Genomic DNA, 24,632 nt, shown 5'->3' with positions numbered 1-24,632 from the left:
TGGCGCTCAGGCGGTAACCGCACCCCAGTCGAGCCCGAACTTCGCGAGGTATTTGCGCAAGCGGTCGGCATCATTGGTCGAGCGGCGCTGCCGGCGCGATGCGGCGAACAGGCGGCGCCCTGCGTCGGAGAGGCTCGCGCACTGGCGGCACACGGTCACGACATATTCGAGCTGCGCCTGATCGAAGGGGTCGATCTCGGCCAGCCCATCGGCCCCGAGCAGCGCCTCCAGCCCCGAAGCGCCGGACGGCTCGCCCGACCACAGCCGCGCGAGCCGCGCCGTCTCCGCTGCCACTGCATCGACATCGATCCGGCCCGTGGGACTGAGCGTCGCCATACGCGTCACGCTCGCCGCCAGATCGCGGAAATTCCCCGCCCAGCGCGCCGCGGGGCCCGTGGCAAAGGCGAGGTAGCGCGCGCGGGCCTCCTTGTTGAAGGTCACACGCGTGCCCTCGCGCTGGGCAAAACGGTCGAGCTCGAAATCGAGATTGGGCTCGATATCCTCGCGCCGCTCGGCCAGGCCGGGGAGGGTGAAGGTCCACAGGTTGAGCCGCGCGAAGAGATCGTCGCGGAAAGTGCCCGCCGCCACCGCCTCCATCAGGTTGCGGTTGGTGCCCGCGATCAGCTGGAAATCGCTTGCCGCCTCGTTGTCCGCGCCCACGGGAAGGAAGCGCCCGTCCTCGATCGCGCGCAGAATCATCGCCTGCTCGTCGAGCCCCAGCTCGCCGATCTCGTCGAGGAACAGCACGCCCTTGTTCGCGCTTTTGAGCAGGCCCGGGCGATCCGCGACCGCGCCGGTGAAGGCGCCCTTGCGGTGCCCGAACAGCGCCGACATCGCGCTATCGCCTTTCAGCGTCGCGCAATTGACCTCCACGAAGGGCCCGCTGACCTGATGGCGCAGCTTCTTGAGTTCGAAGACCTTGCGCGCCAGCTGGCTCTTGCCCGCACCCGTCGGCCCCATCAGCAGGATCGGCGCGCGGCTGCGCACTGCGACCGCCTCAATCTCGTCGATCATGCGGTTGAAGGCGGGGTTGCGGGTGTCGATCCCGCTCTTGAGGAAGCTCGCGCTCTCGGCGCTCGCCTCGGCGAAGCGGGTGGCGATGCTGTCATAGCGCGACAGATCGAGGTCGATCGCGTCCCACGAGCCGACGGGCGAGGGCGCGCCGCGCGGCGGCTGGGTCTGGAGCAGGCGGCCCGGCAGATAGCGCGCCTCGGTCAGCAGGAAGAGGCAGATCTGCGCGACGTGCGTGCCGGTGGTGATGTGGACGAGGTAGTCCTGCGCTTCGGGATCGAAGGGAAAGCCGCGCGCGAAATCGAGGAGCTTGCCGTAGACCTCCTCGAAATCCCACGGATCGGCAAAGTCCATGACCTGCAGCACGATCTCGGTTTCGGGCGAGACATCGCGGATATCGGCGGCGACTTGCCCGGCAAGGCGGGCGTGCTGGCTGCCGTGGATCAGCACGAAGCGATCCACGCGCAGATCGTCTTGCATGCAGATACTGACCGAAGGCCGCCACCGGTTCCAGCGCGCGGGGCTGAAGGGCCCGGCGTCGAGCGCGGAGCCGAGAAAACCGATGAGGGTGGTGGGTTTCATCGGAAGTACGATAAAATTTTATCGCTAGCGATACAAGGGAATAGGAAACGTACTCATGGCTCTTCAAAGCACTGCGAATGGCGTCCCGAAATAATAGAGGATTTTGAAATGGATAGCGTGAACCGGGGCCGCTCCCGGCAAGTTTGGCACGCCCTATGCTGTGTAATCACCGCCGGGACGTCGAACACCCGGCATGCAGCAGGATGAAGGGCGGCCGGAATGGGCCGGCCGCCCGAAACCTGCTAGAGGATTTCGCCATGACGCAGACGACTTACGAGTTTCACCAGGACGAGGGGGCCGCGCCGATCAAGATGTGGACGCGCGGCGTTCCCGTCGAGGACGAGGCCCGCAAGCAGCTCGCCCGCGCGGCGCAGATGCCGTTCATCTTCAAGCACGTGGCCGCGATGCCCGACGTCCATGTCGGGATCGGGGCGACGGTCGGATCGGTCATCCCCACCAAGGGCGCGGTCATTCCCGCCGCGGTGGGTGTCGATATCGGCTGCGGGATGATGGCGGCACGCACCTCGCTCGTCGCGAGTGATCTGCCGGACAACCTTGCTGGCATCCGTTCCGCGATCGAGGCGGCGGTGCCGCACGGGCGCTCCGTAGGGCGCGGCAGGCGCGACAAGGGTGCGTGGGGCGAACCCCCGCGCGTGGTGGTCGACGCCTGGGCCAAGCTCGCCGAGCGCTTCGGGCGGATCGTCGCCAAGCACCCGCGGCTGCGCAACACCAACAACCTGATGCACCTCGGCACGCTCGGGACGGGGAACCACTTCATCGAACTGTGTCTCGACGAGGAGCAGCGCGTGTGGGTGATGCTCCACTCGGGAAGCCGCGGGGTCGGCAACGCGATCGGGACGTTCTTCATCGAACTGGCCAAGCAGGACATGCGCAAGTGGCACATCAACCTGCCCGATCAGGACCTCGCCTACTTCCCGGAAGGGACCGACCATTTCGACGACTATGTCGAAGCGGTCGAATGGGCGCAGGACTTCGCGCGCCTGAACCGTCAGGTGATGATGGCGCACGTGATCGACGCGCTGCGCTCGCAGATCGCCAAGCCCTTCGATGCGGAGTGCGAGGCGGTGAACTGCCACCACAACTACGTGACGCGCGAGCATCACTTCGGCGAGAACGTGCTCGTCACCCGCAAGGGTGCGGTGCGCGCGGCCAAGGGGACGATGGGGATCATCCCGGGTTCGATGGGAGCGAAGAGCTTCATCGTGCGCGGGCTGGGGAACCCTGAAAGCTTCGACAGCTGCTCGCACGGGGCGGGACGGGTGATGAGCCGCACGGCGGCGAAGAAGCTCGTCAGCCTCGACGAACACCTCGCCGATACGGCAGGGGTCGAATGCCGCAAGGACGAGGGCGTGATCGACGAAACGCCCAAGGCCTACAAGCCGATCGACGCCGTGATGGCCGCGCAGGCCGATCTGGTGGAGATCGTCCACACGCTGAAGCAGGTGGTGTGCGTGAAGGGGTAACGCCCTTCGCGCCCCATTGGGGGTGCGGAATGCAGGACTGGGTTGGCCAATGGGTTCAGGAAGGTCGTCTGTGGATCTGGCAATATGCCGAGCCCAATCATGGCTGGCGCGGATGGCATCTGTCTGCGGACCCAGTCGGCTGCCGCTCAGTCAGAAATTTGCTCGATCGCATGAGCGGGGGAGAGCCGTGCCATCGCACGTTGCAACTCGATCCTGTCACGGACGCCGTGCTGAGAATGCCCAACTATGGCAAGAATAGCCGGGGTCATTTCTCGAAGTTGAGAGTCGAGTTCCAGCCTGACCATGGCGATCTTACTCTCGTCCCCGACGAAGAAAGATTGATTATGACCGTCGGCAATAAACGCCTGCGAACCCTTTCATCGGCGTTCGCCGCGGTCGAGGTTGGCGATGGTGACTTTGGGATTGGAACATCCGACAACAAACGGGCCGCCCCATGGATGTTCTGGTGGCCGCCCCGATGCGCGCAGTAGTATCTGAAATAGAGAGATAAACATGATCACCATCGACGGCTCGGAAGGCGAAGGCGGGGGGCAGGTGCTGCGCTATGCGGCGGCGCTATCGCTGCTGACGGGCGAGCCTTTTACCATCACCAACATCCGCGGCGGGCGCGCCAAGCCCGGGCTGATGCGCCAGCACGTCACCGCGCTTGAAGCGGCGGCGGCGATCGGCTCGGCGGAGTGTTCGGGGCTGGCTGTGGGCTCGGGCGAGCTCACTTTCCGGCCCGGCACGGTTGTTCCGGGCGAGTACCACTTCGCCATCGGCACCGCCGGCTCCACCGCGCTGGTGGTGCAGACCGTGCTCGTCCCGCTGATGCTGGCCGACGCGCCCTCGCGCATCGTGATCGAGGGAGGGACGCATGCGTCTTCCGCGCCGCCGTTCGAGTTCCTCGGCGCCACGCTGCTGCCGGTGCTGGAGCGCATGGGGCCGCGCCTGTCGGTCAGCCTCGAGCGCCACGGCTTCTACCCCCGAGGCGGGGGGCGGATCGTGCTCGACATCGTGCCCGCGCCGCTCGCGCCCATCGCCTGCACTGAGCGCGGGGCGTTCAAAGCGGGCAAGGTCGAGGTGCTGATCGCGGGCATCCCGTTCGATATCGCCGAGCGCGAGCTCAAGGCGGCGCGCAAGGTGCTGCGCGAATGGCTGGAGGATGCCTTCGCGCCCGTCCAGCTGTCCGCCGACCGCGGCCCCGGCAACGCGCTGCTGATCACGGCGGAATGCGAGCATGTGACCGAGGTCATGTCCGGCTTCGGCCAGCTCGGCGTACCGGCCGAGCGGCTGGCGACGACGGCGGCCAAGCGGATGGCGGGCTACCTCGCGTCGGGCGCCTTCGCCGGGCCCTACATGCAAGACCAGCTGCTGCTGCCCTTCGCTTTTGCGGGGGCGGGGGAGTTCACCACGGTCAAGCTGTCCGAGCACACCCGCACCGCGGCGGCGCTGATCGCGCGCTTCACGGGGCGCACTTTTGCATTCGGCGAAGGGGCGGACGGGCTGTGGACCGTGTCGCTGGGCTGACGCGCCCGCGCCGGAATGCCATTCTGGGTTAGGGACGCAGCACGGGGACTTCGCCCAAAGGCGGGAGATGCGTAGCCTCATTGCCGCTCTCCTTCCCCTGTCCCTGTCCCTGTCGCTGCTGGGCGGATGCGAAGCCGAGCCTGACCCCGCCCAGACCCCCGACAAGCAGCAACCCGCACCGGAGCAGGGGGCCGATTCCATGGCGTCACGCGATCCCGCTCCGGGCGCAGTGGCCGATGCCGGTCCGCCCGATGCCGAGGCGCGGCCGCTGATGCAGGCGCAGGTGGTGCTCGAACGGCTCGGCTTCGGTCCGGGGGTGATCGACGGGAAAGCTGGCCTGTCCTTCTCCCATGCGCTCGCGGGCTTTCAGGAGGCGCGCGATCTCCCCGTGACCGGCGAGCTGGACGAGGCGACGCGCTCCGCTCTGGCGCGCTGGAGCAATATCCCCGCGACCCGCGTGGTGACGATACCTCAGGATTGGGCCGCCGAGCGTTTTGCCACGCTGCCGGAGGACATGACCGCACAGGCGCAGTTGGAGCGATTGGGCTACGAGACCATGGCCGAAAAGCTCGCGGAACGGTTCCACACCACGCCCGCCGTGCTCGCCATGCTCAACCCCGGTGGCAAGCCAGCGGGCACGGGCGCTGCAACCCCGCCATCCGCGCCCGCAGGAGAGCCGCAATTCGCGCCCGGCCAGACGATCCGCGTCCCCAATGTCGGCGCCGATGCGATCGATCCGGCGGCGGTTGCTGACAAGGACTGGCTCGCCACCCTGCGCGCGCTCGGCGTCGGCACGCGGCAGAGCGAGGTCGAGCGGATCCTCGTCGATGAATCCGAGGGGTGGCTCAAGGCCTATGACGGCGAGGGACAGCTGGTCGCGATTTTCACCGTCACCACCGGATCGCAGCACGATCCGCTGCCCATCGGCGACTGGACGGTGAAGGGCGTCGCCTACAATCCGCCTTTCGCCTTCGACCCTGCGCTGTTCTGGGATGTGCCCGACAGCGCGGACAAGCAGCGCCTGCCGCCGGGGCCGAACAGCCCGGTCGGCGTGGTGTGGATCGACCTCAGCAAGGAGCATTACGGCATCCACGGCACGCCCGTACCCGAGGCGATCGGCCGCACCGAGAGCCACGGCTGCGTGCGCCTTACCAACTGGGACGCGGCCCGTCTGGCGCTGATGGTGGGGCCGGGCACCAAAGTGGAATTCCGCCCCTAGCATCGCCCGGATCCGGGCCGCACCACGTCGCCCGCTTTGCGACGAACCGAGCGCTTGCCTTGCGAATAATTGTTGCAAGCCATTCTCATTATCACTAGCCGGCGGATGTCATTTGTTTCTGCTGAGGACCCCGCCTTGAAAAAACTGCTTCTCGCTTCCTGCGCTCTCATCGCCATGCCCGGCCTTGCCCATGCCGCGGAAGCGGAGGCGGACGCGGGCGATGCGCAGGCGATCATCGTCACCGGCAAGGCCGAGGGTTATCTCGCGAGCGATTCGGTGACCGCGACCAAGACCGATACCCCGCTGCTCGACGTGCCCCAGTCGATCACGGTCGTCACCCGCGAGCGGCTCGACGACCAGGCGCAGCGCAGCATCGGCGATGTGCTGCGCTATGTGCCGGGCACCACCGTGGGGCAGGGCGAGGGCAACCGCGACCAGATCACCCTGCGCGGGCAGAACACCACCGCCGACTTCTTCCTCGATGGCGTGCGCGACGACGTCCAGTATTTCCGCAGCCTCTACAACATCGAGCGGGTCGAGATTCTCAAGGGCCCCTTCGCCCTGATCTTCGGCCGCGGCGGCAGCGGGGGCATCGTCAACCGCGTCCAGAAGACCCCCTCTGCCGATGCGCTGCGGGTCGGCGGGGTGGCGAGCGTCAACACCTTCGGCGCATGGGATGTCGCGGCCGATATCAACGCGCCGATCAGCTCCAACGCCGCCTTCCGGCTCAACGCGACCTACGAAAGCCTCGACAACCACCGCGATTTTTTCGGGGGCGAGCGCTACGCGATCAACCCCTATGTCGCGGTCGATCTGGGCGGCGGGTGGAAGGCCGGTCTGTCCTATGAATACGTCAACGACGACCGCGTGACCGATCGCGGCGTCCCCTCGATCGCGACCGCCCCGGGCCAGCCCAACCGTCCGCTGACCGGCTATCGCGACACCTTCTTCGGCGTGCCCGGCGCCAACCGCACGGAGCTTGAGGCACACATCCTCAAGGCCCGGCTCGATGGCGAGCTGGCCGAGAACCTCGCATGGTCGACCACGCTGCTCTACGGCGATTACGACAAGTACTACGCCAACGTCTTCGCCAACGGGGCGGCTACCGGCCAGACGGGCACCGTCGCTCTGTCGAGCTATTTCGACCCGACGACGCGGCAGAATTTCATCGCGCAGAGCAACCTCGTGTGGGATGTCGATCTCGGCGCGGTGACGAACAAGATCCTGTTCGGGCTTGAATATGGCGACCAGGATTCGGCCAACCAGCGCCGCAACGGAACCTTGTCGAGTGGCACGCTCAACCTCGCCAACATCGTCTATCCGACTGTCACCTTCGGCGCGCTGGCGCGTGACACGCAGTCCGATGTCACCTTCGTCTCCGCCTATGCGCAGGACCAGATCAGCTTCGGCGAGCATGTCGATGTCGTGGTGGGCCTGCGCTACGACCGCTTCGAAATCACCGGCATCGACCGGATCGGCACGCCGCGCGCTTTCGGCCGCACCGACGAGAAGGTCTCGCCGCGGGTCGGGCTTATCCTAAAGCCGCAGCCCAATGTCTCGATCTACGGCAGCTACAGCCAGTCCTTCCTGCCGCGCTCGGGCGACCAGTTTCTGACGCTGAGCGCGACCCAGCAGAACCTCGCGCCGGAACGCTTCACTAACTACGAGGTGGGCGCCAAGTGGGACATCCGCCCTGACCTGAACCTGACGCTCGCGCTGTTCCAGCTCGACCGGACCAACGCCACCACGCCCGATCCCGAGAACGTGCTGACCACGATCAACATCGGCGAGACCCGCACGCGGGGCGTCGAGATCGGGGTGGCCGGGCGGATCCTGCCCAATTGGCAGACCAGCGGCGGCTACACCTATCAGGACGGCGAGCTGCGCGGGAACGGCTTCGTCCGGCTCGGCCAGCTGCCGAAGCACCAGTTCGCGCTGTGGAACCGCGTCGATCTCGACCGCCGCCTCGGCGTCGGGCTTGGCGTGGTGCACCAGTCGAGCCAGTTCGCCGCGATCCGGACCCTGCCGACGACCACGCGCCTTCCGGCCTTCACCCGCGTCGATGCGGCGGTCTTCTACAAGGCGAGCGATAATCTCGAATTGCAGCTCAATGTCGAGAACCTGCTCGACGAGGACTATTTCGCCGACGCGCACAACAACAACAACATCACCCCCGGCGCGCCGATCAATGCGCGCTTCACCGTGCGCCTGACCTATTGAGGTTGCCAACCGGGGAGGGGGCAGGGTGGCTGTCCCCCCTTCGGAATTTGACAGTATGAGTGCCAGAACATAGGCTGCGTGCCGGCCGGGATCGTCCCTGCCACCTGCCGAAGAGGCCCGCGCATGCCCTCTGCCGACCTGTCGCCAGCCCCTCTCACCGAAGCCCTGCCGCGTGACGGGCGGCGCCAGCGCAGCCGGTCGAGCCATGCGCGGATCGTGGCGGCGATGCTCGATCTGGTCGCCCGCGGCGAGGTCGCGCCGAGCGCCGCGCAGGTCGCCGAGGTCGCGGGCGTGGGCCTCAGGTCGGTGTTCCGCCACTTCAAGGACATGGACGCGCTCTACCGCGAGATGGCGGCGGCGATCGAAAGCCGGATCCTGCCGATCCTGCTCCGCCCGCCCGAAGGTGCGACGTGGCAAGCGCGGCTGTTCGACATCGCTGCGCGCCGTGCGCTGATCTTCGAGACGATCATGCCCTATCGCATCTCGGCCAATGTCCGGCGCTTCGAATCCGCCTATCTGATGGAAGGCTATCGACGCCAGCTGCGGCTCGAGGCCGAGGCGCTGGCGGCGCATCTGCCCGAGGAGGTGCGTGCCGATCTCGACGGGGCGCGGGGTCTCAATGTCATCCTCAGTTTCAACACCTGGCGGCTGCTGCGCCACGACCAGAACCTCGCGCCGGACGAGGCCGCGGCGGTGGTGCGGCGGATGCTGGGCGACGCACTGGCGCGCTGGCCGGAGGGGTGATGCGCGCCGCGCTGGCCATCCTCGCCTGTCTGCTACTGGCCGCTTGCGGGGAGGCCGATCCGCCCGATCCGCCGCGCCGGAGCGCCTGCAAGGGCCTTGCCGATGACGCGATGGTCTGGATCCCTGGCGGCACCTTCACCATGGGCGAGGACCCCGATTACCCCGAGGAAGGCCCGCCGCGCGAAGTGGCTGTCAAAGGCTTCTGGATGGACGCCCACGAGGTGACCAACGCGCAGTTCGCGGCATTCGTCAAAGCCACCGGCTATGTCACCCTGGCCGAGCGCGCGCCCCCTGCGCTCCCCGGCGCGCCGCCCGAGATGCTCCAGCCCGGCTCGGCGGTGTTTCGCGCGCCTACGCCGGACGATCGCGCATGGTGGCGCTGGGTGCCGGGGGCCCAGTGGCGCTATCCTGCGGGCGCGGGCACGGACATCGCGGGGCAGGATCGCGTGCCCGTCGTCCAGATCGCCTACGCGGATGCGCAGGCCTATGCCGCATGGGCCGGCAAGCAGCTCCCCGACGAGGCGCAATGGGAATACGCCGCCCGCGCCGGTGCGCCCGCGTTGCCCGAGCCGGTGGACGGAGAGGGCAAGCCGCAGGCGAATTACTGGCAGGGCGCGTTTCCGGCCAAGGACCTCGGCACCGACGGCTTCACCGGCCGCGCGCCCGTCGGCTGCTTTGCCGCCAATGCTTTCGGGCTCCACGACATGATCGGCAATGTCTGGGAGTGGACCGCCACGTCCGGCAGCCGCGCCGATGCGGGCGAGCCGGTCGGGGTGATCAAGGGCGGCTCCTTCCTCTGCGCTGCCAATTACTGCGCCCGCTATCGCCCTGCCGCACGTCAGTTCCAGGAGCGCGGGCTGGGCACCGACCACATCGGCTTCCGCCTCATCGACACCAAGCGCGCGCCGCCCCGGCAGGATTGACGCCGCCGGAAGATAATGACATTCAGAGTGCCAATAAAACGGGAGAGGGGATCGCTGTGAAGGTGCTGCGCACGCCGGACGAGGCTTTTGCGGGGCTGTCCGATTTCCCCTTCGAGCCCCGCTATGCGGAGGTGAAGGACGCTCAGAGCGGCGCCCCCCTGCGCATCCACTATATCGACGAAGGCCCCCGCAATGCGCCCGTGGTGCTGATGATGCACGGCGAGCCGACCTGGAGCTACCTCTATCGCCACATGATCGGCCCCGTGGTGGCGGCAGGCTACCGCGTCGTGGCGCCCGATCTCGTCGGCTTCGGCCGGTCGGATAAGCCCGCGGCCAAGACCGACTATTCCTATGCGCGCCATGTCGGCTGGATGCGGCAGTGGCTCGAGGGGCTGGACTTGCGCGACATCACCCTCGCCTGTCAGGACTGGGGTTCGCTGATCGGGCTCAGGCTGGTTGCCGCTATGCCGGAGCGTTTTCGCGCCGTCGCGCTCTCCAATGGCGGGCTGCCGGAAGGCGGCCCCGCGCCGCGCGCCTTCGCGATCTGGCGGGCGTTCTCGAAGTGGAGCCCGCTGTTCCCGATCGGCAGGATCATCGCCAAGGGCACAAAGCGTCCGCTCTCCGCCGCCGAAATCGCCGCCTATGACGCGCCCTTTCCCGACGCGCGCTACAAGGCGGGTGCGCGGATCTTCCCGAGCTTCGTGCCCTTCGAGGGCAACCCTGCCGTGCCCGACCAGAAGGCCGCGTGGGCCGTGCTCGACCAGTGGCACAAGCCCTTCCTCTGCGCCTTTTCCGATGGCGATCCGATCACCCGCACCGGCGAGACGCGCTTCATCGGCCGCGTCCCCGGCACCGCAGGGCAGGCCCACCGCGCCCTGGAGGGCGGGCATTTCATCCAGGAGGACGACCCGCAGGGCTTCGTCGCCGCCATTCTCGATGTCGCAGCGAAGGGAGCGCCGCAATGATCGTGACCAACCAGCTCAATCCGGCCCCGCAGCAGGCGATGGCGTTCTTCGCGGGCAGCGATGATGCCCCGATCTGCATGGTCAACCTCCTCAAGTTCAAGGACAAGGCGGCCTATGCCGATGGCTCCGAGCCCGAACTGTCGGGGCGCGAAGCCTATGCCCGCTATGCGCAAGGGGTGGCCGCCTGCATCACCGCGGTGGGCGGCAAGCTGCGCTTCGGCGGGGATGTGACCGGCCTCCTCATCGGCGAGGTCGAGGAGCTGTGGGACATGGTGGCAATCGCCGAATATCCCTCGAGAAAGGCGATGTTCGCGATGGTGCAATCGCCCGAATATCAGGCGATCACGAAGCACCGCGAGGCGGGGCTGGCCGGGCAGCTCAACATCTGCACCGCCGCGCGGGACGGAGCGGCGGGCGCATGAAGCGCTGGCAGAAGGGGGCGCTGGGGACGCTCGCTGCGCTGGCGATGGCCGGGGCGGGGGCCTACCACTTCCGCACCGATCTTGCCCTTGCGCTGGTCAAGTGGCGCAGCACGCAGGACGTCGCGCCCAACCGTCCCGTCCCGTGGCAGCAGGGCCCGACTGAGGCCGCCCGGTCTCCCGCCGAGCGTCCGCCCAACATCATCTTCATCCTGTTCGACGATCTCGGCATGAACGACCTCTCCACCTTCGGCGGCGGGGTGGCAGGCGGCAAGGTGCCGACTCCTCATATCGACCAGCTCGCCGCCGAGGGCGCGATCTTCACTCAGGCCTATGCCGGGAACGCCACCTGCTCGCCGAGCCGCGCGCAGCTGATGACCGGGCGCTATGCCACGCGCACCGGGTTCGAGTTTACCCCCACGCCCGCGGGCTTCCCGCGGATCGTGCCGATGGTGTGGAACGACATCCAGCCCGATCGCCCGCCGGTCCTCACCGATCCCGCCGCTGCCGAGGCCGCCCCGCCGTTCGAGGATCAGGGCCTTCCCCCCGAGGAAGTGACCGTCGCCGAAGTGCTCAAGGCGAGCGGCTATCACACCGTCCACATCGGCAAGTGGCACCTCGGCAATGCGCCGCGCTTCCTGCCGAACGCGCAGGGCTTCGACGAGAGCCTCAACATGGACGGGATGCTGCACCTGCCCGAGGACGATCCGAACGCGGTCAGCGCGCATGTCGATTTCGACCCCATCGACCGTTTCCTGTGGGCCTCGGCGCACTATGCCACCAGCTACAATGGCGGCGAAAAGTTCGCTCCTGGCGGATACCTCGCCGATTACTGGACCGACCAGAGCCTGAAGGTGATCGAGGCCAACCGCAACCGGCCCTTCTTCCTCTACCTCGCGCAATGGGGTGTCCATTCGCCGCTGCAGGCGACGAAGGCCGATTATGACGCGGTGGGCGATATCGGCCCGCACCGCCTGCGGGTCTACGGCGCGATGATCCGCGCGCTCGACCGTAGCGTGGGGCGGATCATGGCAAAGCTCGAGGCCGAGGGGCTGGCCGACAACACGCTGGTGGTGATCTCGTCGGACAACGGCGCGCCGGGGTACGTCGGGCTCCAGCATCTCAACGCGCCCTATCGCGGGGGGAAGGGCACGTTCTTCGAGGGCGGCATCCGCGTGCCGCTGCTGGCGCGCTGGCCGGCGCGGGTGGCGGCGGGATCGCGCGTCGCGCTCCCCGTCGGGCAGGTCGACCTCATGCCAACCTTCGCCGCCGCCGCAGGCGCGCCGCTGCCAAAGGGCGTCGCGATCGACGGGCGCGATTTGCTGCCCGCGCTCACCGGCAAGGGCACGCAGTCACGGGCCGATGCCCCGCTGTTCTGGTCGAGCGGCTATTACAAGGCGGTGCGTGCAGGGGACTGGAAGCTTCAGGTGAACGGCAAGCAGGGCAAGGTGTGGCTCTACAACCTCGCCGCCGACCCGACCGAACAGCGTAATCTTGCCGCGAGCGAGCCCGCCAAGCGCAAGGCACTCGAAGCCCTGCTGGCCGCGCACGAGCGTGGCCGCAAGCCGCCGCTCTATGCCAGCACCTTCGACACGCCGGTCTCGATCGACACGACGCTGGCCGAGCCCTTCGACCCGCGCGGCGAGTGGATCTACTGGCCCAACTGACCGCGCGCGGGGGTCCCGTGCGGGTGGGGATGGAAGAGCGATGAGAGGATGATGGCTGGGGCGGAAGGATTCCCAGCCAATTTGCCCCAGCCAATTGAACTAAAACGGTAAAATTTACCGGCAGCCATCGCCCGGCAGGCGTGTTGGGACAGTTAATTGGGACAGTCGGCGGTGGCAACCCCGCATGGCGCACTATCCCGCTTTGACTCATAGATGCGGCGGCGAGGCGATTGCGTCGCAACTCTATCGGACGCGATAATGCGGCTTGCTATGAAATGCATCCGGCGCTGAGCCATGACCTTTGGACTGCAGAGCCGCATACAACGCTGAATATCTGAAAGAAAGCCGATGCCGCCGATGGATCGGACGGCAAATATCCCTCGGTATTCGAGATCAGGGATGAGCCTGTTCTGAGAATGGAAAAGGCTTCTGACACCCGGAACGGGGTCAGCAAATCCATGAAAAGGAATACTGAAATGATTGATCTTACCCTGCCCGGCGGGGCCTGCCCCCGCCTACCGATTACCTATGTCCTGCCCAGAGCCTTGTGGCGCCCGCGCGACCCCGGCAATGTCAGCATCAAGGGCTGCCAGATGGCTTTCGCCGCGAACAACGGGACGATTGCAGATGGAATCGGTGCGATAGCGGAATTTGCTGTGCGCAAGCAGGTGCCCTGGCTTTTGGCCAACTTCGCCGACAAAACTACCTCGATCTGTGACGGGCTCTTCATGATAAAGCCCCGCGGAGACACTCTTATGATTGGCCTCGTCCATCCGTGCATCGTGCGAAGCGGTGCGCCTATGATCCTGGTGGCTGATAATCGGTCGCATGCATTCGCGTTTGATACGTCGGGCAAGTTGATAGAATGCGCAGTTCCGCGGCCCGCGAAGATTGCTGCTGGGGTCGAACGTGGCTGGGCAGAAGTTCGTCGTCGTATGGCAGACGTGGTCGATGGGGCAACCTTCCGATATCCGAGCTGGGAGGTCCATTTCTAAGTGTTGCACGTGCCAGTCTTTTAAGCAGGCAATCAGCCAAGTCTCTGCCATCGGGGGGGCGGCGATCCTTACTGGAGCGCCGCCCTGCCTTCGATAGCCTTCGACGGGTCTCCGAGAGCTTTGCAATCGGACTGATGACGAGCTCCAAATTCGCTGTAAGGTCGGAATTTCTATGGAAATTTCGCTGAAGAGGGAATCGGAAGGAAAAATTTTCTCTGACATATACGAAGTCTTAATAATCGACATCTTAGAGGGATCGGGGGGAGGGGGCCCGCTTTTCCTTTCATCCCAATTCTCATACTGCCTTCACTGTCATCGGGTGGATCGCAGACGCGCATTGCCCGTTCTGTGAGGATGCCCATTCTCCCGACCAAGGCAACTGCGGCTTGGGTCAGTCAGCGCGGAGCGCTGGCTGCAAACCCAAAGCGCGCAAGTGGTGATGTGATCATCGCGCCCCGATATCATCCCGTTACGAGGCCGCGGGCCATGTCGTCCGGCGCCTCTCGCCATTGCAGAAAGTCAGCCGCATCGCATCGATCGCGCAATTGCTGCGAAGCGGACGGGTGACGGCAGCCAAAATCGGCATTAACGTGCACGCCAAATCTTTGAGTGATTTGGGGAAGCCTTGCCTGCCATGTCGTTATCCTTGCGTGATCTGATCCTCGCCCATGTGCCTGAAGATGGCTCGGCCATCGGCAATATGGCGCTGCTGGCGCTGCTGCGGGAACAGGTGCCGGGCCTCTCGGACGAGGAATATGCAGCCGCAAAGGATGATCTGGTGGCTGAAGGCCTGCTCGGCAAAGGCCGTGGACGTGGCGGCTCCGTGTTCCTTGCCAGCATCGAAGATGACGAAGACGGCGAGGACGACGGCGAGGATTTCGCGTTGGAGGCGCAGGAGCCCGGCGTTGCCGTGACACGCAGGGCGGCGGGCAAGAAGAAGGCACCAGCGAAAGCAAAGGGGCCGGTGCAGGTGCTCAGCTACCGCCACGACGACACTCGAGTGAACAACCCCGAAGTCGGCATGGTGCACCCGGACAATGACCCGGATCAGCCGAAGACGGTATGGGCGTATGACCCTCATCTCGATCCCGCCCTGATGTTCGACAGCCAGCGTGGGGCCATCGAGACGCTGATCGACGATGCGCTGGCATCGGGCGATGCGGACGTGATGGCCGATGCGCTGGCCGAACTGAAGCGCATGCAAGCGCCTTATCTCAATTGGACGGGCAAGGCCGAGCGGACCAGTTTCGAGGTCGATACCGTATCGCTGCACGTGCATGAGCGGGTGGACCCGGCCACCATCCTCGCCCGCGCAGCCAAACGGCTGAAGGGCGGCAAGGGGGCAGAGGAATGGCGACAGGCCGATCTGTTTGCCGCGCCGTTCGAGAACCTGCCTCTTCGCAAGGCCGTCGATTTCTACAAGCACGAGAAAGGCTGGTCGAACCGGCTAATCGCGGGCGACAGCCTGCTGGTCATGAACTCCCTACTCCAGAAGGAGTCGATGGCTGGCAAGGTCCAGATGATCTATATCGACCCGCCTTACGGCATCAAATACGGGTCAAACTTTCAGCCTTTCACCAACAAGAAAGATGTGAAGGATCGCGTTGATGCCGATCTGACTCAAGAGCCAGAGATGATAAAGGCATTCCGCGATACGTGGGAGCTCGGCATACACTCATATCTTACTTACCTGCGGGATCGCCTCCGTCTTGCTCGTGAACTTCTTTCTGAAAGCGGCAGTCTCTTTGTTCAGATTTCAGAGGAGAACGTGCACCTTGTAAGAGGCTTGCTCGACGAGATTTTCGGTCAGTCGAATTTCTTCGCCGATATCATTTTCGTAAAGGCCGGAGCGCTAGGCTCCGTTCAACTGCCTCGGCAAAATGATTACATTATTTGGTATTGCAAAGATAAGAGAGTAGTAAAATACAATCAATTGTATTTCGAAAAAATCCCCGAAGAAGACGTCGGCGCCTATCGTTTGGCAGAGCTGCCGAACGGCGAAATTCGCGGCTTAAAGAACGGAGATGACCTTTCGAAGGTCAGGCCTCTCCGTTATGTTTTGATGACGAAACCCGGCCCGGGTCAAAAATACTCTTTTGACTTCCAGGGTCGTCCCGTGGATGCGGGTGACCGCTGGTGGGGCTTCCCCCCTGAAAGCATGCCCCGTTTGATACGATCTGGGCGGATCGCTCCGAGCGGCCGCGACAGCAAACGGTATCTCGACGACTTCCCGGCCACATACCTTTCTAACCTTTGGACCGACACGGCGACAGGGAGCGGTATGGGGAAAGTCTATGTCGTTCAAACAAATGAGAAAGTCGTCGAGCGGTGCCTTCTCATGTGCACAGAACCGGGTGATTTGGTCTTAGATCCCACCTGCGGCTCGGGCACAACTGCCGTCGTGTCTGAGCGATGGGGGCGACGTTGGATCACCTGCGACACCAGCAGGGTTGCGATCACACTGGCGAAGCAACGTCTTATGACAGCCAGCTTCGACTATTTTGCGCTCCGCTATCCCAACGAAGGGCTCAAAGGCGGATTTATCTATCAGACCGTGCCGCACATCACTCTGAAGAGCATCGCAAATAACCCCGACATCGACACGATCTACGAGGCCGAGCACCCTTCTATCGCTACGGCGCTGGACGGACTGAACGCGTCCTTGCTTGCCGCCCCACCAGCGTCCTTCAAGCCGGGTCAAGGCTACCGCAAGGGAAAGCCGGTCACCTTTGCAGCAGGTGAGGGGCTGGAAGAATGGGAGGTTCCGTTCGATTTTCCTGCCGGCTGGCCGGACAAGGCGCGCAAACCCTTCGACGACTTCCATACGGCCAGGCGGACGATGCAGGCGGCGATGGATCAATCGATCAAGGATCGCGCCGAGCAAGAGACGCTCTATGACAAGCCTAAAAAGGACGACACTCGCCTGCGCATCACCGGCCCCTTCTCAGTCGAGGCTGTGCCCGCGCCCACAGTCCTGTCGCTCGACGAAACCGTCCAGCCAGCCGAAGCCGACGCCACCGTTGCCCGCTCCGGCGAAACATCTCGCCAGACCCAGTGGCGCGACGAACTGATCCGCACCGGCATCCGCGCCAAGGGCGGTGCCATGCTGAAATTCGCCGATCTCGAAACGATCCCCGGCGTCCGTCACCTCCACGCCTCTGGCACGCTGGCCGAAACCGGCGAACGGGTGGTGGTAAGCTTCGGCCCCGAACATGCCGCTCTCGAACAGCGGCAGGTCGAAATGGCGCTCAGCGAGGCGGAGAAACTGCGCCCCGCGCCCAAGTTCATCGTCTTTTGCGCCTTCACGTTCGATCCCGAAGCGGCGAAGGACATCGATGAAATCAACTGGCCCGGCGTCACTCTGCTCAAGGCGCAGATGAATACCGACCTGCTGACCGAAGACCTGAAGAAGGCGCGCTCATCCAACCAGTCCTTCTGGCTGATGGGTCAGCCCGAGGTCGAGCTCCGCCAGACTGGTGATACGTGGCAGGTTGAGGTTCACGGCTTCGACTACTTCGATCCCCGCGAAGGCACGCTGGTCTCCGGCGGCAAATCCAAGATCGCCATGTGGTCGCTCGACACCGACTATGACGGCCGCAGCCTCATGCCGCATCAGGTGTTCTTCCCGATGGCAGGGGCAAAGGACGGCTGGAACCGCCTGAAGAAGACGATCCGCGCTGAGCTTGACGAAGATCTGCTTGAGCAGTTCCACGGCACGGTCTCACTGCCCTTCGAAGCCGGTGATCATCGGCGGATTGCGGTCAAGATCGTCGATGACCGGGGCATTGAGTCTCTCAAGATCATGGATTTGGGGTGACGGCAGTGAACAGTCCGCAGCCGGGCGCACGCCCCAAGTCGCTTATCATCAACACGCCCTTCGTTTGCCCCCAGCAGCACTGGGCCCCCCGGCAGGATGGCACGCTGGAAATCGTGCCTGAGCGGCGACCGGCGAGTTACGAGGTATTCGACGCCCGCAACAACACCCGGCGTGTCGAGCCGCTCGAATTGGTCAACACGATCCGTGACCGTGTCGATCAATGGCGGGAAGCCGGGTATCCCGGCGTCACTATTGTCACCCGCCGCCTGCTGGAGCACTGGCACGACAATACGGCTCGCGAATACCCGTTCTACTTCTGCCAGCTGGAAGCGATCGAGACGCTGATCTGGTGGTCGGAAGCGTCCGAAGAGTATCGGCAGGGCATTCACGTGCCCGGCGATGGTGGGCCGTGGGAACGCATCTGCAACAAGATGGCGACAGGCGCAGGCAAGACCACCGTGATGGCGATGATCATCACATGGCAGGTTCTCAACGCGCTAACCTATCCCAAGCGCAACAAGGATTTCAGCCGCGCCATCTTCATCGTCGCCCCCGGTCTGACGGTGAAAGGGCGGCTTCAAGTCCTTATCCCGAGCGCGGGGAGCTATTACGACGAGTTCAACCTCTGCCCATCCGAGACGCTGCGGCAGAAGCTCAACCAGGCGGAAATCCTGATCGAGAACTGGCATACGCTGATGCCTGCAGCGGAACCGAAGCGGTCGGTCGTCAAGAAAGGCGCGGAGTCAGACGAGGCGTTTACTCGCCGCGTTCTTGGCAAGCTGGCGGCATTCAAGGATATCGTCGTCATCAACGACGAGGCGCATCACGCCTATCGCAAGCCCGCTGAGGTCAAGATCAGCAAGAAGCAGGCGGCGGAACAAGGCATCGATCTGGACGAAGCAACTCGCTGGATCGAGGGTTTGGACCGGCTGCACAAAACGCGCCGCATCCAGCGGTGCTTTGATCTTTCCGCCACGCCGTTTGCTCCGACCGGCAAGGCCAGCACTGATGTCGGCCTGTTCGAATGGATCGTGTCGGATTTCGGGCTGAACGATGCCATCGAGGCTGGGCTGGTGAAGACGCCCCGCGTCGTCGTGCGCGACGATGCTCTGCCCGATGCCCGCACCATGCGGTCAAAGCTGTATCATATCTACCGTGATCCGGCGGTTGCAGAAGACCTCAATCGCAAAGCCGAGCCGCACGAAGCGCTGCCCAAGCTGGTGCAGGACGCCTACACCATTCTCGGCGCTGACTGGCGGGCGGCGATGCTGCAATGGGCCGAGGCCAAGCACCATTCGCCCCCCGTCATGCTCACCGTTTGCAACCGCACGGAGACGGCGGCGAGGATCGAGCATTATTTCAATCAAGGCGATAGCCACTGGCCCGAACTCCACGCGCCCGAGCGCACCCTGCGGGTTGATTCGAAGGTTCTCGATAAGGCCGAGGTCGGGGAGGCCGCGCAGGCCGACAAGAGTTACGAGGACCGCCTCAAACAGATCGTGGAAGCCGCAGCGATACCGGAGACAGCCAAGGCCCGGCTCCGCGAGATGAAGAAAGAGGAACTGCTGCGCGAGATCGTCGATAATGTCGGCAAGCGCGGTGGAGCAGGGCAGGGCCTGCAAAAGGTCATATCGGTCGCAATGCTGTCCGAAGGGTGGGATGCGAAGAACGTTACCCACATCATGGGTTTGCGGGCTTTCACGTCGCAACTACTCTGCGAGCAGGTGATCGGGCGCGGCCTTCGCCGGGTTTCGTATGAGAAAGACGAGAACGGTCTGTTCGTGCCGGAGTATGTCAACGTTTTTGGCGTGCCGCTGTCGATCTACGAACCGGGCGAAGGTGGAGAGGCACCGCCACCGCCCAAGCCGAGCACGCAAATCGATGTGGTGCCCGAACGGGCTTCTCTCGAATTGCGTTGGCCGAACGTTCTCAGGATCGAGACCGTTGTGAAGCCGGAACTCACGGTGAACTGGCCGGCGGTCGAGCGGCTGACATTGGACCCGGCAGCAACCGTCATCAGCGCAGAGATCGCGCCCGCTCTGGGTGGCGCCACTGATCTGAGCAAGGTGACGACCATCGATCTGTCGGCCTTGCCCGAGGAGTTCCGGCTTCAGCGGCTCACCTTCGTCGCTGCGCGCAAAGCGTTTGCAGAGCTTCGGTCGAATTTCACCGGCAACGAGGAATATCTGGTCTTGCAGTTGATCCGGCTGGTGGATGCGTTCCTCACGTCCGACCGGATCGATATCCCGTCTTTGTTCCATCAGGATCCGGTTCGCCGTCGCATCCTAATCGCGCTCAACATCGATATCGTCGTGCGTCATGTCCTCCGCTTCGTAACCGAGCAGAACGTGACGGCGCTGACACCTGTCTTTGATGAGGAAAATCCGATAGGTAGCACAGAGCAAATGCGCCCTTGGTATACTACCAAGCCGAATGTGCCGACGATCAAGTCTCACATCAGCCATGTCGTCGGCGACTCGGCTTGGGAGCAGTATGCCGCCAATATCTTTGAGCGTAGCGACGATGTTGTCGCGTATGCCAAGAACGATCATCTTGGCTTTCAGATACACTACCTCTGGCAAGGATCACGTCGACGCTACATTCCGGACTTTATCGTCCGCCTCGTCAACGGACAGACACTGGCGCTCGAGATCAAAGGCGCCGACAGCGAGCAGAACCGAGCCAAGCGAGCCGCCCTCGATGAGTGGGTGAGAGCAGTCAATAGCGCGGGAGGCTTTGGAGAGTGGGTGTGGGACGTCGCTTTTGAGCCCGCGCAGGTTCACGACGTAATTGCGCGGGCTATGACTTCGCATAACGACCGGCATCCAGGGTTCGATCGTTAACTGCGCAACCCATCTGTAATCCGAAGCCTGCTGCTGCGTCTATGGAACAAAACCACTTTTTAGCAGAAGCACGGTCAGAAAGACGCCCAGTATGCCGGCTGAAAAGCATATGAACGACATAAATAGGTAAGCATTGAGTGGGAAGTCCTCCCGCCGCTTCACATCACGTCTCGCATCTTCAAGAACGGCATCGGTCTTATCGACAACCCAATTGAGCTCTTGCAGTTTGATACCGAGAAGGTGCGATTGTTCACGATCAATCTCAAGGTAGTCCCGCAACCGAACCAGCTCAGCATTCACGTCTTTCACCGCCGCACCAAGGTTATTCGCAATTACGAAAGGGCTCGCTGGATCTCTATAGAGCGGAAAGACTGTCAAGAATGTCAGTATCGCGGACAGAATCATAATAGTTTCATCATCACCTGCGCGTCTTTCCACGCCTTCCATCACGCGAAGTTCGAAGTCAGAGATATCGATTCCAAATAAATCGCGCCATAAGTCGTTGTGATAGCTCATGGATTGATCCCCTCAAGGATCGACTTTCCAAAACTCCTATAGGCATGGGCGAACTGGACTCGCGAGAAAGCGCCTTGGCTCAGCAGAAAAGCTTCGCGCATTGATTTGCCCTCACGGGTGACAAGCTGTTCAACATCGCTCGAAAGGCGAGGTATAGGAATGATACCGGAGCGCTTATTCCAATTTCCTCGGAACTCCCCAAGGACAGCCACGTTCCGAAGGCCCATTTTTCGTGCCAATTCAGGAACTTTGAGATGTTGATCATGTTCGTTAGCGATGAACATGAAGATGACCTGCGCCTCGGGGTCAATCGACGTCAACGCAATAGCAGTGTTGATTGCTTCCTTGTAAAGAGTCCGCCCGACTTCAATGATTGCAGGCGTTCCCGGGCGCTCCAACCGCCAGTCCAATGCTTTCGGGATTGACCTTTCATCTGCTTCTTGGACGTGAAAGTGGCGGTCTTGCCTCGGAACATATTTCAAAACCCGCGATACATTCGTGCCTACCTCCATAATGAGTGGTTCCACCGGAAGGAACGGTTCGAGCATCAGCGCAACCGTGCTTGCGCCGATGCCATCGCGATGAACAAGAAAGTAAGTCACGTTGGTCCCGTATTCCGAGATTGATTGGGGCAACGTCACTGCGCCTGCAGGGTTGGTGATCTGCGTGGCAGCCTGCAATTTGCTGCGATAAGGGTCAAAGGGAACTATATCGGTCGTCATCACATATCCTCATCGTTGATGTTGAAGAGGGATGGCTGTGCATCGCCATCCCGCGGCAATTCACCCGCGATGTCGGGGCTACGATAATCTGGTTTGGGCGTTGGGGCGGCCCCAGTTTGTCCCGCTGGCGAGGGGGCAAGCGCCTTCCTGGCCGCCAACTGCGTTCCTGAAATGGGGGCGCTGCGAGGCCGTTGGCCTGGCCCAAGAAGCTCACCTTCGCTGGCCGCTTTTGTGTTATTGGGGTCCGCAGGGATGGACGGCGCAGCGCTACTGGCCTCATCGTCTTCCATTATCAGTGCTTCAAAATCGATTTCTTCGCTGTCGATTTCTGGCTCGCCAGCACCGACAGTGACGGGGTCGAGTTCGTCGAATTCGGCATACTGAACGTGCGGATCGGAGCCCTCGCTGGCGTCGGCATTGGGAACTATTTGGCTGTCGGAGGCCAGCCAATCTGCATCGAAATATGTGACATCATACTCATTGGGATCGAGGATTTCGACGTCACCGAGATCATCCTCTGCGGGCTCGAAACCTTCAGGATGCCCATGCGCAGCGATCCATGCATCGCAACTCCAGACCTCTCCGTCTGCACGCTCGAAATCGTCGGACCCCTGTGAATAGACAAATGGATAGGCGATTTTGAACGGCTTGCCGGCGGCAAGAGCTTGGCTCAAATGCTCCTGATACCAGCTGTCGTATCTCTCAGCCTCGCGCTTCTCCTCGCGTTCTTTGAATCCCTGCCGCGCGACTGACACTTCAAGGCCAGACCGGAGAAGGCGATTGAAAGCATCGATGCTGTCGATACTTTCAGACAGCATTCGTGCCAGCTCGGGCAGACCATCGACGAGTTCATCGATCCAGTCTGACTTGAGTTTTACGTGCGGTTCGATGCGGTCGACAAAGGCCGTGACCGTCATCTGGCGCACCCGCTCAGCAAACCGATCATCGCTGCAGTCCCACGCACTCCGCACGAAATCCACGACAGCCGCCAGGCGTCCATAATCGCGTTCGGGGTCGAGACTCACAATCTGGGCAAGGAGTTCGATATCTCGGTCCCGCCGCATCGCATGGCACTTAAAGAACGCATCACCTTCTCCACGCGACAGCTCGCGTGTGAGGTCGGCAATCCGTGCAACCCCTGCAAGAAACACCTGTCAACGGCACTGAAAAAATCCCCGGAACTGGCAAAGTAAAATTCCCCACTTTGCGGTTCGGTTGATCAGGTGGTTTGTGTGGCGCCTCCATTTTTGGGTGGGCGTCCGCGGCGCCGGGGTTCGATCGGCGCAGGCGGTGTAATCAGGGCGTTGGACCTGATATGCTCGGGCAGCAGATCGGCATGCCGACGCAGGCGGTAGCTCGAGCCGTCGATCTGGATGACGATGGCATGATGCAGCAACCGGTCGAGCAGCGCGGTTGCGACCACGGGGCTGCCGAAGATGTCGCCCCACTCTGCAAAGCCGCGGTTCGAAGTGAGGATCATCGCCCCCTTTTCGTAACGCGCATTGACCAGCTGGAAGAACAGGTTGCCGCCTCCGGGTATGACCGGCAGGTAACCGATCTCATCGACGATCAGGAGCGATGGTCGGCAGTAGAACCGGAGCCGCTCGCGCAAGGCGCCTTCACGTTCTGACTTCGCCAGAGCGCCGATCAGATCGGCAAGGGTGATGAGCGACACGCTCTTGCCCGCCTTGACCGCCTCAAGCCCAAGCGCGCTGGCCAGATGGCTTTTGCCTGTCCCCGGCGGCCCCAGCAGGTGCACGACCTCGGCGCGCGCAACAAAGTTGAGCTCAGCCAGCGCCATGATCCTGGCCTTGTCGAGCGAAGGCTGGAACGAGAAGTCGTATCCAGCCAGCGTCTTCACCGTGTTGACCCGGCCCATCCGAAGGGCAGTGCGGATGCGGCGTTCCTCACGGAACGTCAGCTCCTCGAGCAACAGCTGTTCCACGGCCTCCAGAGCCGTAATCTCGCCCCGATCAAGGCGGGAGACGCAGTCATCGACGACCTCGATCGCACGCGGCATCTTGAGGCCGACCATGCTGGATTTGATCCGGTCAAGCAGCGATGCGCTGGGATCTGGAAGGAGCGAGTTCATGCGCCTGCTCCTGCCAGCTGCTGTCCGATGGCAGCATAGATATCGAGCGAGCGACGAGCGACCTGCTGGCCAGTAAACCCATGCGGCAAGGGCAGATCGTCGTTCCGGCGCCGATGACGCCGGTGACCGTCCAGAAGGGAGCGCTGCCGCCGTCCCTCAAGCAAAGGATGGCGGGCGATCAGACGATCATTTTCAAAGATGCGGATCTCGTCCGCAAGGCTGTGGACCTCCACGACACGCCGACGGGTCGCATCCGGAACCGAGTAGTAATTGCCGCCAACACTGACCATGCCCTCATGGCTGATCCGACGCTCAAGCTTGAGCACCGCACCGAAGGGAACCAGCGGCAAGGGCTGCAACGCGGGCATTTCCTCGGCGAAGGCCTCGTTCACGACCCGCCCCGTCGTAGCATGCAGGCGCGGATTGGCGACCGTGCTGAGCCAGCGATTGAACTGGACATTCAGATCATCCAGGTCGCGGAACACACCGCCAAGGAAGAAGTCCTCCCGGATATAGCGGAACGGACGCTCAACCTTGCCCTTGGTCTCCGGCCGATACGCACGGCAGGCCCTCGGCAGATAGCCGTAATGTTTCGCAAATTCCACAAGCGTCCGATTGTAGACGACGCGCCCGTCCTCATCCTCGCCGATCACTGCGGTTTTCATGCGGTCGTAAAGGATTTCGCGCGGCACGCCGCCGATCGCCTCGAACGCAGCCCGATGGCATGCCAGCACACTGGGCATCGTCTGGCGCAGCACGAACCGCCCCCAGATCAGGCGCGAGAAGCCCAGCACCATGGAGAACAGCCAGACCACCTGCACACGATCCGGCGCATCAGCAAAACGCACCCGGAACTGCGCAAAGTCGACCTGAGCCTGATGGC

The 24,632-nt window shown here is 63.3% G+C and carries 19 protein-coding genes; 13 read left to right on the top strand and 6 right to left on the bottom strand.

What is annotated here, in order from left to right:
* Window positions 1–6: 6 nt before the first annotated feature.
* The gene (gene rtcR, locus BZF57_RS16705) at window positions 7–1,593 is read right to left on the bottom strand and encodes an RNA repair transcriptional activator RtcR (protein WP_086740118.1); all 1,587 of its coding nucleotides are present in this window, start codon (window positions 1,591–1,593) and stop codon (window positions 7–9) included.
* Window positions 1,594–1,850: 257 nt separating this feature from the next.
* Between rtcR and BZF57_RS16700 the strand changes: the two genes are divergently transcribed.
* The 13 genes from BZF57_RS16700 (at window position 1,851) to BZF57_RS16645 (ending at window position 20,419) form a co-directional block, all read left to right on the top strand.
* Window positions 1,851–3,077, top strand: a complete 1,227-nt coding sequence (locus BZF57_RS16700; protein ID WP_086740219.1) for an RtcB family protein — start codon at window positions 1,851–1,853, stop codon at window positions 3,075–3,077.
* A 29-nt stretch (window positions 3,078–3,106) separates the two neighbouring features.
* Entirely contained in the window at window positions 3,107–3,568 is a 462-nt protein-coding gene (locus tag BZF57_RS20890; protein ID WP_143738538.1) for a hypothetical protein, read from the top strand.
* A 22-nt stretch (window positions 3,569–3,590) separates the two neighbouring features.
* Window positions 3,591–4,607 carry an RNA 3'-terminal phosphate cyclase gene (gene rtcA, locus BZF57_RS16695; RefSeq protein ID WP_086740115.1) on the top strand — a complete coding sequence of 339 codons (1,017 nt, stop codon included), beginning with the start codon at window positions 3,591–3,593 and terminating at the stop codon, window positions 4,605–4,607.
* Window positions 4,608–4,674: 67 nt separating this feature from the next.
* Window positions 4,675–5,826, top strand: a complete 1,152-nt coding sequence (locus BZF57_RS16690) for a L,D-transpeptidase family protein (protein ID WP_086740113.1) — start codon at window positions 4,675–4,677, stop codon at window positions 5,824–5,826.
* Between the two features lie 135 nt (window positions 5,827–5,961).
* Window positions 5,962–8,046: a TonB-dependent receptor gene (locus tag BZF57_RS16685; protein ID WP_240506025.1), complete on the top strand. Its 2,085-nt coding sequence runs from the start codon at window positions 5,962–5,964 to the stop codon at window positions 8,044–8,046.
* 123 nt (window positions 8,047–8,169) lie between these two features.
* Window positions 8,170–8,790 (top strand): TetR/AcrR family transcriptional regulator, encoded by a 621-nt coding sequence (locus tag BZF57_RS16680; RefSeq protein WP_240506024.1) that lies wholly within the window; start codon window positions 8,170–8,172, stop codon window positions 8,788–8,790.
* Window positions 8,790–9,713 carry an SUMF1/EgtB/PvdO family nonheme iron enzyme gene (locus tag BZF57_RS16675; RefSeq protein ID WP_086740111.1) on the top strand — a complete coding sequence of 308 codons (924 nt, stop codon included), beginning with the start codon at window positions 8,790–8,792 and terminating at the stop codon, window positions 9,711–9,713. The genes BZF57_RS16680 and BZF57_RS16675 overlap by 1 nt, the downstream gene beginning before the upstream one ends.
* 56 nt (window positions 9,714–9,769) lie before the next feature.
* The gene (locus BZF57_RS16670; protein ID WP_086740109.1) at window positions 9,770–10,678 is read left to right on the top strand and encodes a haloalkane dehalogenase; all 909 of its coding nucleotides are present in this window, start codon (window positions 9,770–9,772) and stop codon (window positions 10,676–10,678) included.
* On the top strand, window positions 10,675–11,100 hold the full coding sequence (locus BZF57_RS16665; RefSeq protein ID WP_086740107.1) for a DUF1330 domain-containing protein: 426 nt from the start codon (window positions 10,675–10,677) through the stop codon (window positions 11,098–11,100). Before BZF57_RS16670 ends, BZF57_RS16665 begins: the two co-directional genes overlap by 4 nt.
* Window positions 11,097–12,764 (top strand): sulfatase, encoded by a 1,668-nt coding sequence (locus tag BZF57_RS16660; RefSeq protein ID WP_086740105.1) that lies wholly within the window; start codon window positions 11,097–11,099, stop codon window positions 12,762–12,764. The genes BZF57_RS16665 and BZF57_RS16660 overlap by 4 nt, the downstream gene beginning before the upstream one ends.
* Before the next feature lie 476 nt (window positions 12,765–13,240).
* Complete coding sequence (locus tag BZF57_RS16655) at window positions 13,241–13,759, top strand: hypothetical protein (RefSeq protein ID WP_086740103.1); 519 nt, start codon at window positions 13,241–13,243, stop codon at window positions 13,757–13,759.
* Window positions 13,760–14,405: 646 nt separating this feature from the next.
* Window positions 14,406–17,576 carry a site-specific DNA-methyltransferase gene (locus tag BZF57_RS16650; protein ID WP_206073288.1) on the top strand — a complete coding sequence of 1,057 codons (3,171 nt, stop codon included), beginning with the start codon at window positions 14,406–14,408 and terminating at the stop codon, window positions 17,574–17,576.
* A 5-nt stretch (window positions 17,577–17,581) separates the two neighbouring features.
* A complete protein-coding gene (locus BZF57_RS16645) occupies window positions 17,582–20,419 on the top strand; it encodes a BPTD_3080 family restriction endonuclease (protein WP_086740213.1) in 2,838 nt (945 codons plus the stop codon).
* Between the two features lie 39 nt (window positions 20,420–20,458).
* Here BZF57_RS16645 and BZF57_RS16640 read toward each other — a convergent pair whose 3' ends face one another.
* From BZF57_RS16640 to istA, 5 genes are all read right to left on the bottom strand, one after another.
* Complete coding sequence (locus BZF57_RS16640) at window positions 20,459–20,935, bottom strand: hypothetical protein (RefSeq protein ID WP_086740098.1); 477 nt, start codon at window positions 20,933–20,935, stop codon at window positions 20,459–20,461.
* The gene (locus BZF57_RS16635) at window positions 20,932–21,657 is read right to left on the bottom strand and encodes a hypothetical protein (RefSeq protein ID WP_086740095.1); all 726 of its coding nucleotides are present in this window, start codon (window positions 21,655–21,657) and stop codon (window positions 20,932–20,934) included. The genes BZF57_RS16640 and BZF57_RS16635 overlap by 4 nt, the downstream gene beginning before the upstream one ends.
* Window positions 21,657–22,808: a hypothetical protein gene (locus tag BZF57_RS16630; protein ID WP_143738537.1), complete on the bottom strand. Its 1,152-nt coding sequence runs from the start codon at window positions 22,806–22,808 to the stop codon at window positions 21,657–21,659. The genes BZF57_RS16635 and BZF57_RS16630 overlap by 1 nt, the downstream gene beginning before the upstream one ends.
* Window positions 22,809–22,876: 68 nt before the next feature.
* Window positions 22,877–23,749, bottom strand: coding sequence for an IS21-like element helper ATPase IstB (gene istB, locus BZF57_RS16625; protein ID WP_086740089.1), 873 nt, complete (start codon window positions 23,747–23,749; stop codon window positions 22,877–22,879).
* A partial coding sequence (gene istA / locus BZF57_RS16620) for an IS21 family transposase (RefSeq protein WP_086741211.1) occupies window positions 23,746–24,632 on the bottom strand: 887 nt, incomplete at its 5' end. The genes istB and istA, both read right to left, overlap by 4 nt.

The sequence above is a fragment of the Erythrobacter colymbi genome (assembly GCF_002155685.1).
Lineage (GTDB): Bacteria > Pseudomonadota > Alphaproteobacteria > Sphingomonadales > Sphingomonadaceae > Erythrobacter > Erythrobacter colymbi.
The sequence above is the reverse complement of the archived record's forward strand: the minus strand, read 5'-3'. Positions and strand labels throughout refer to the sequence as shown.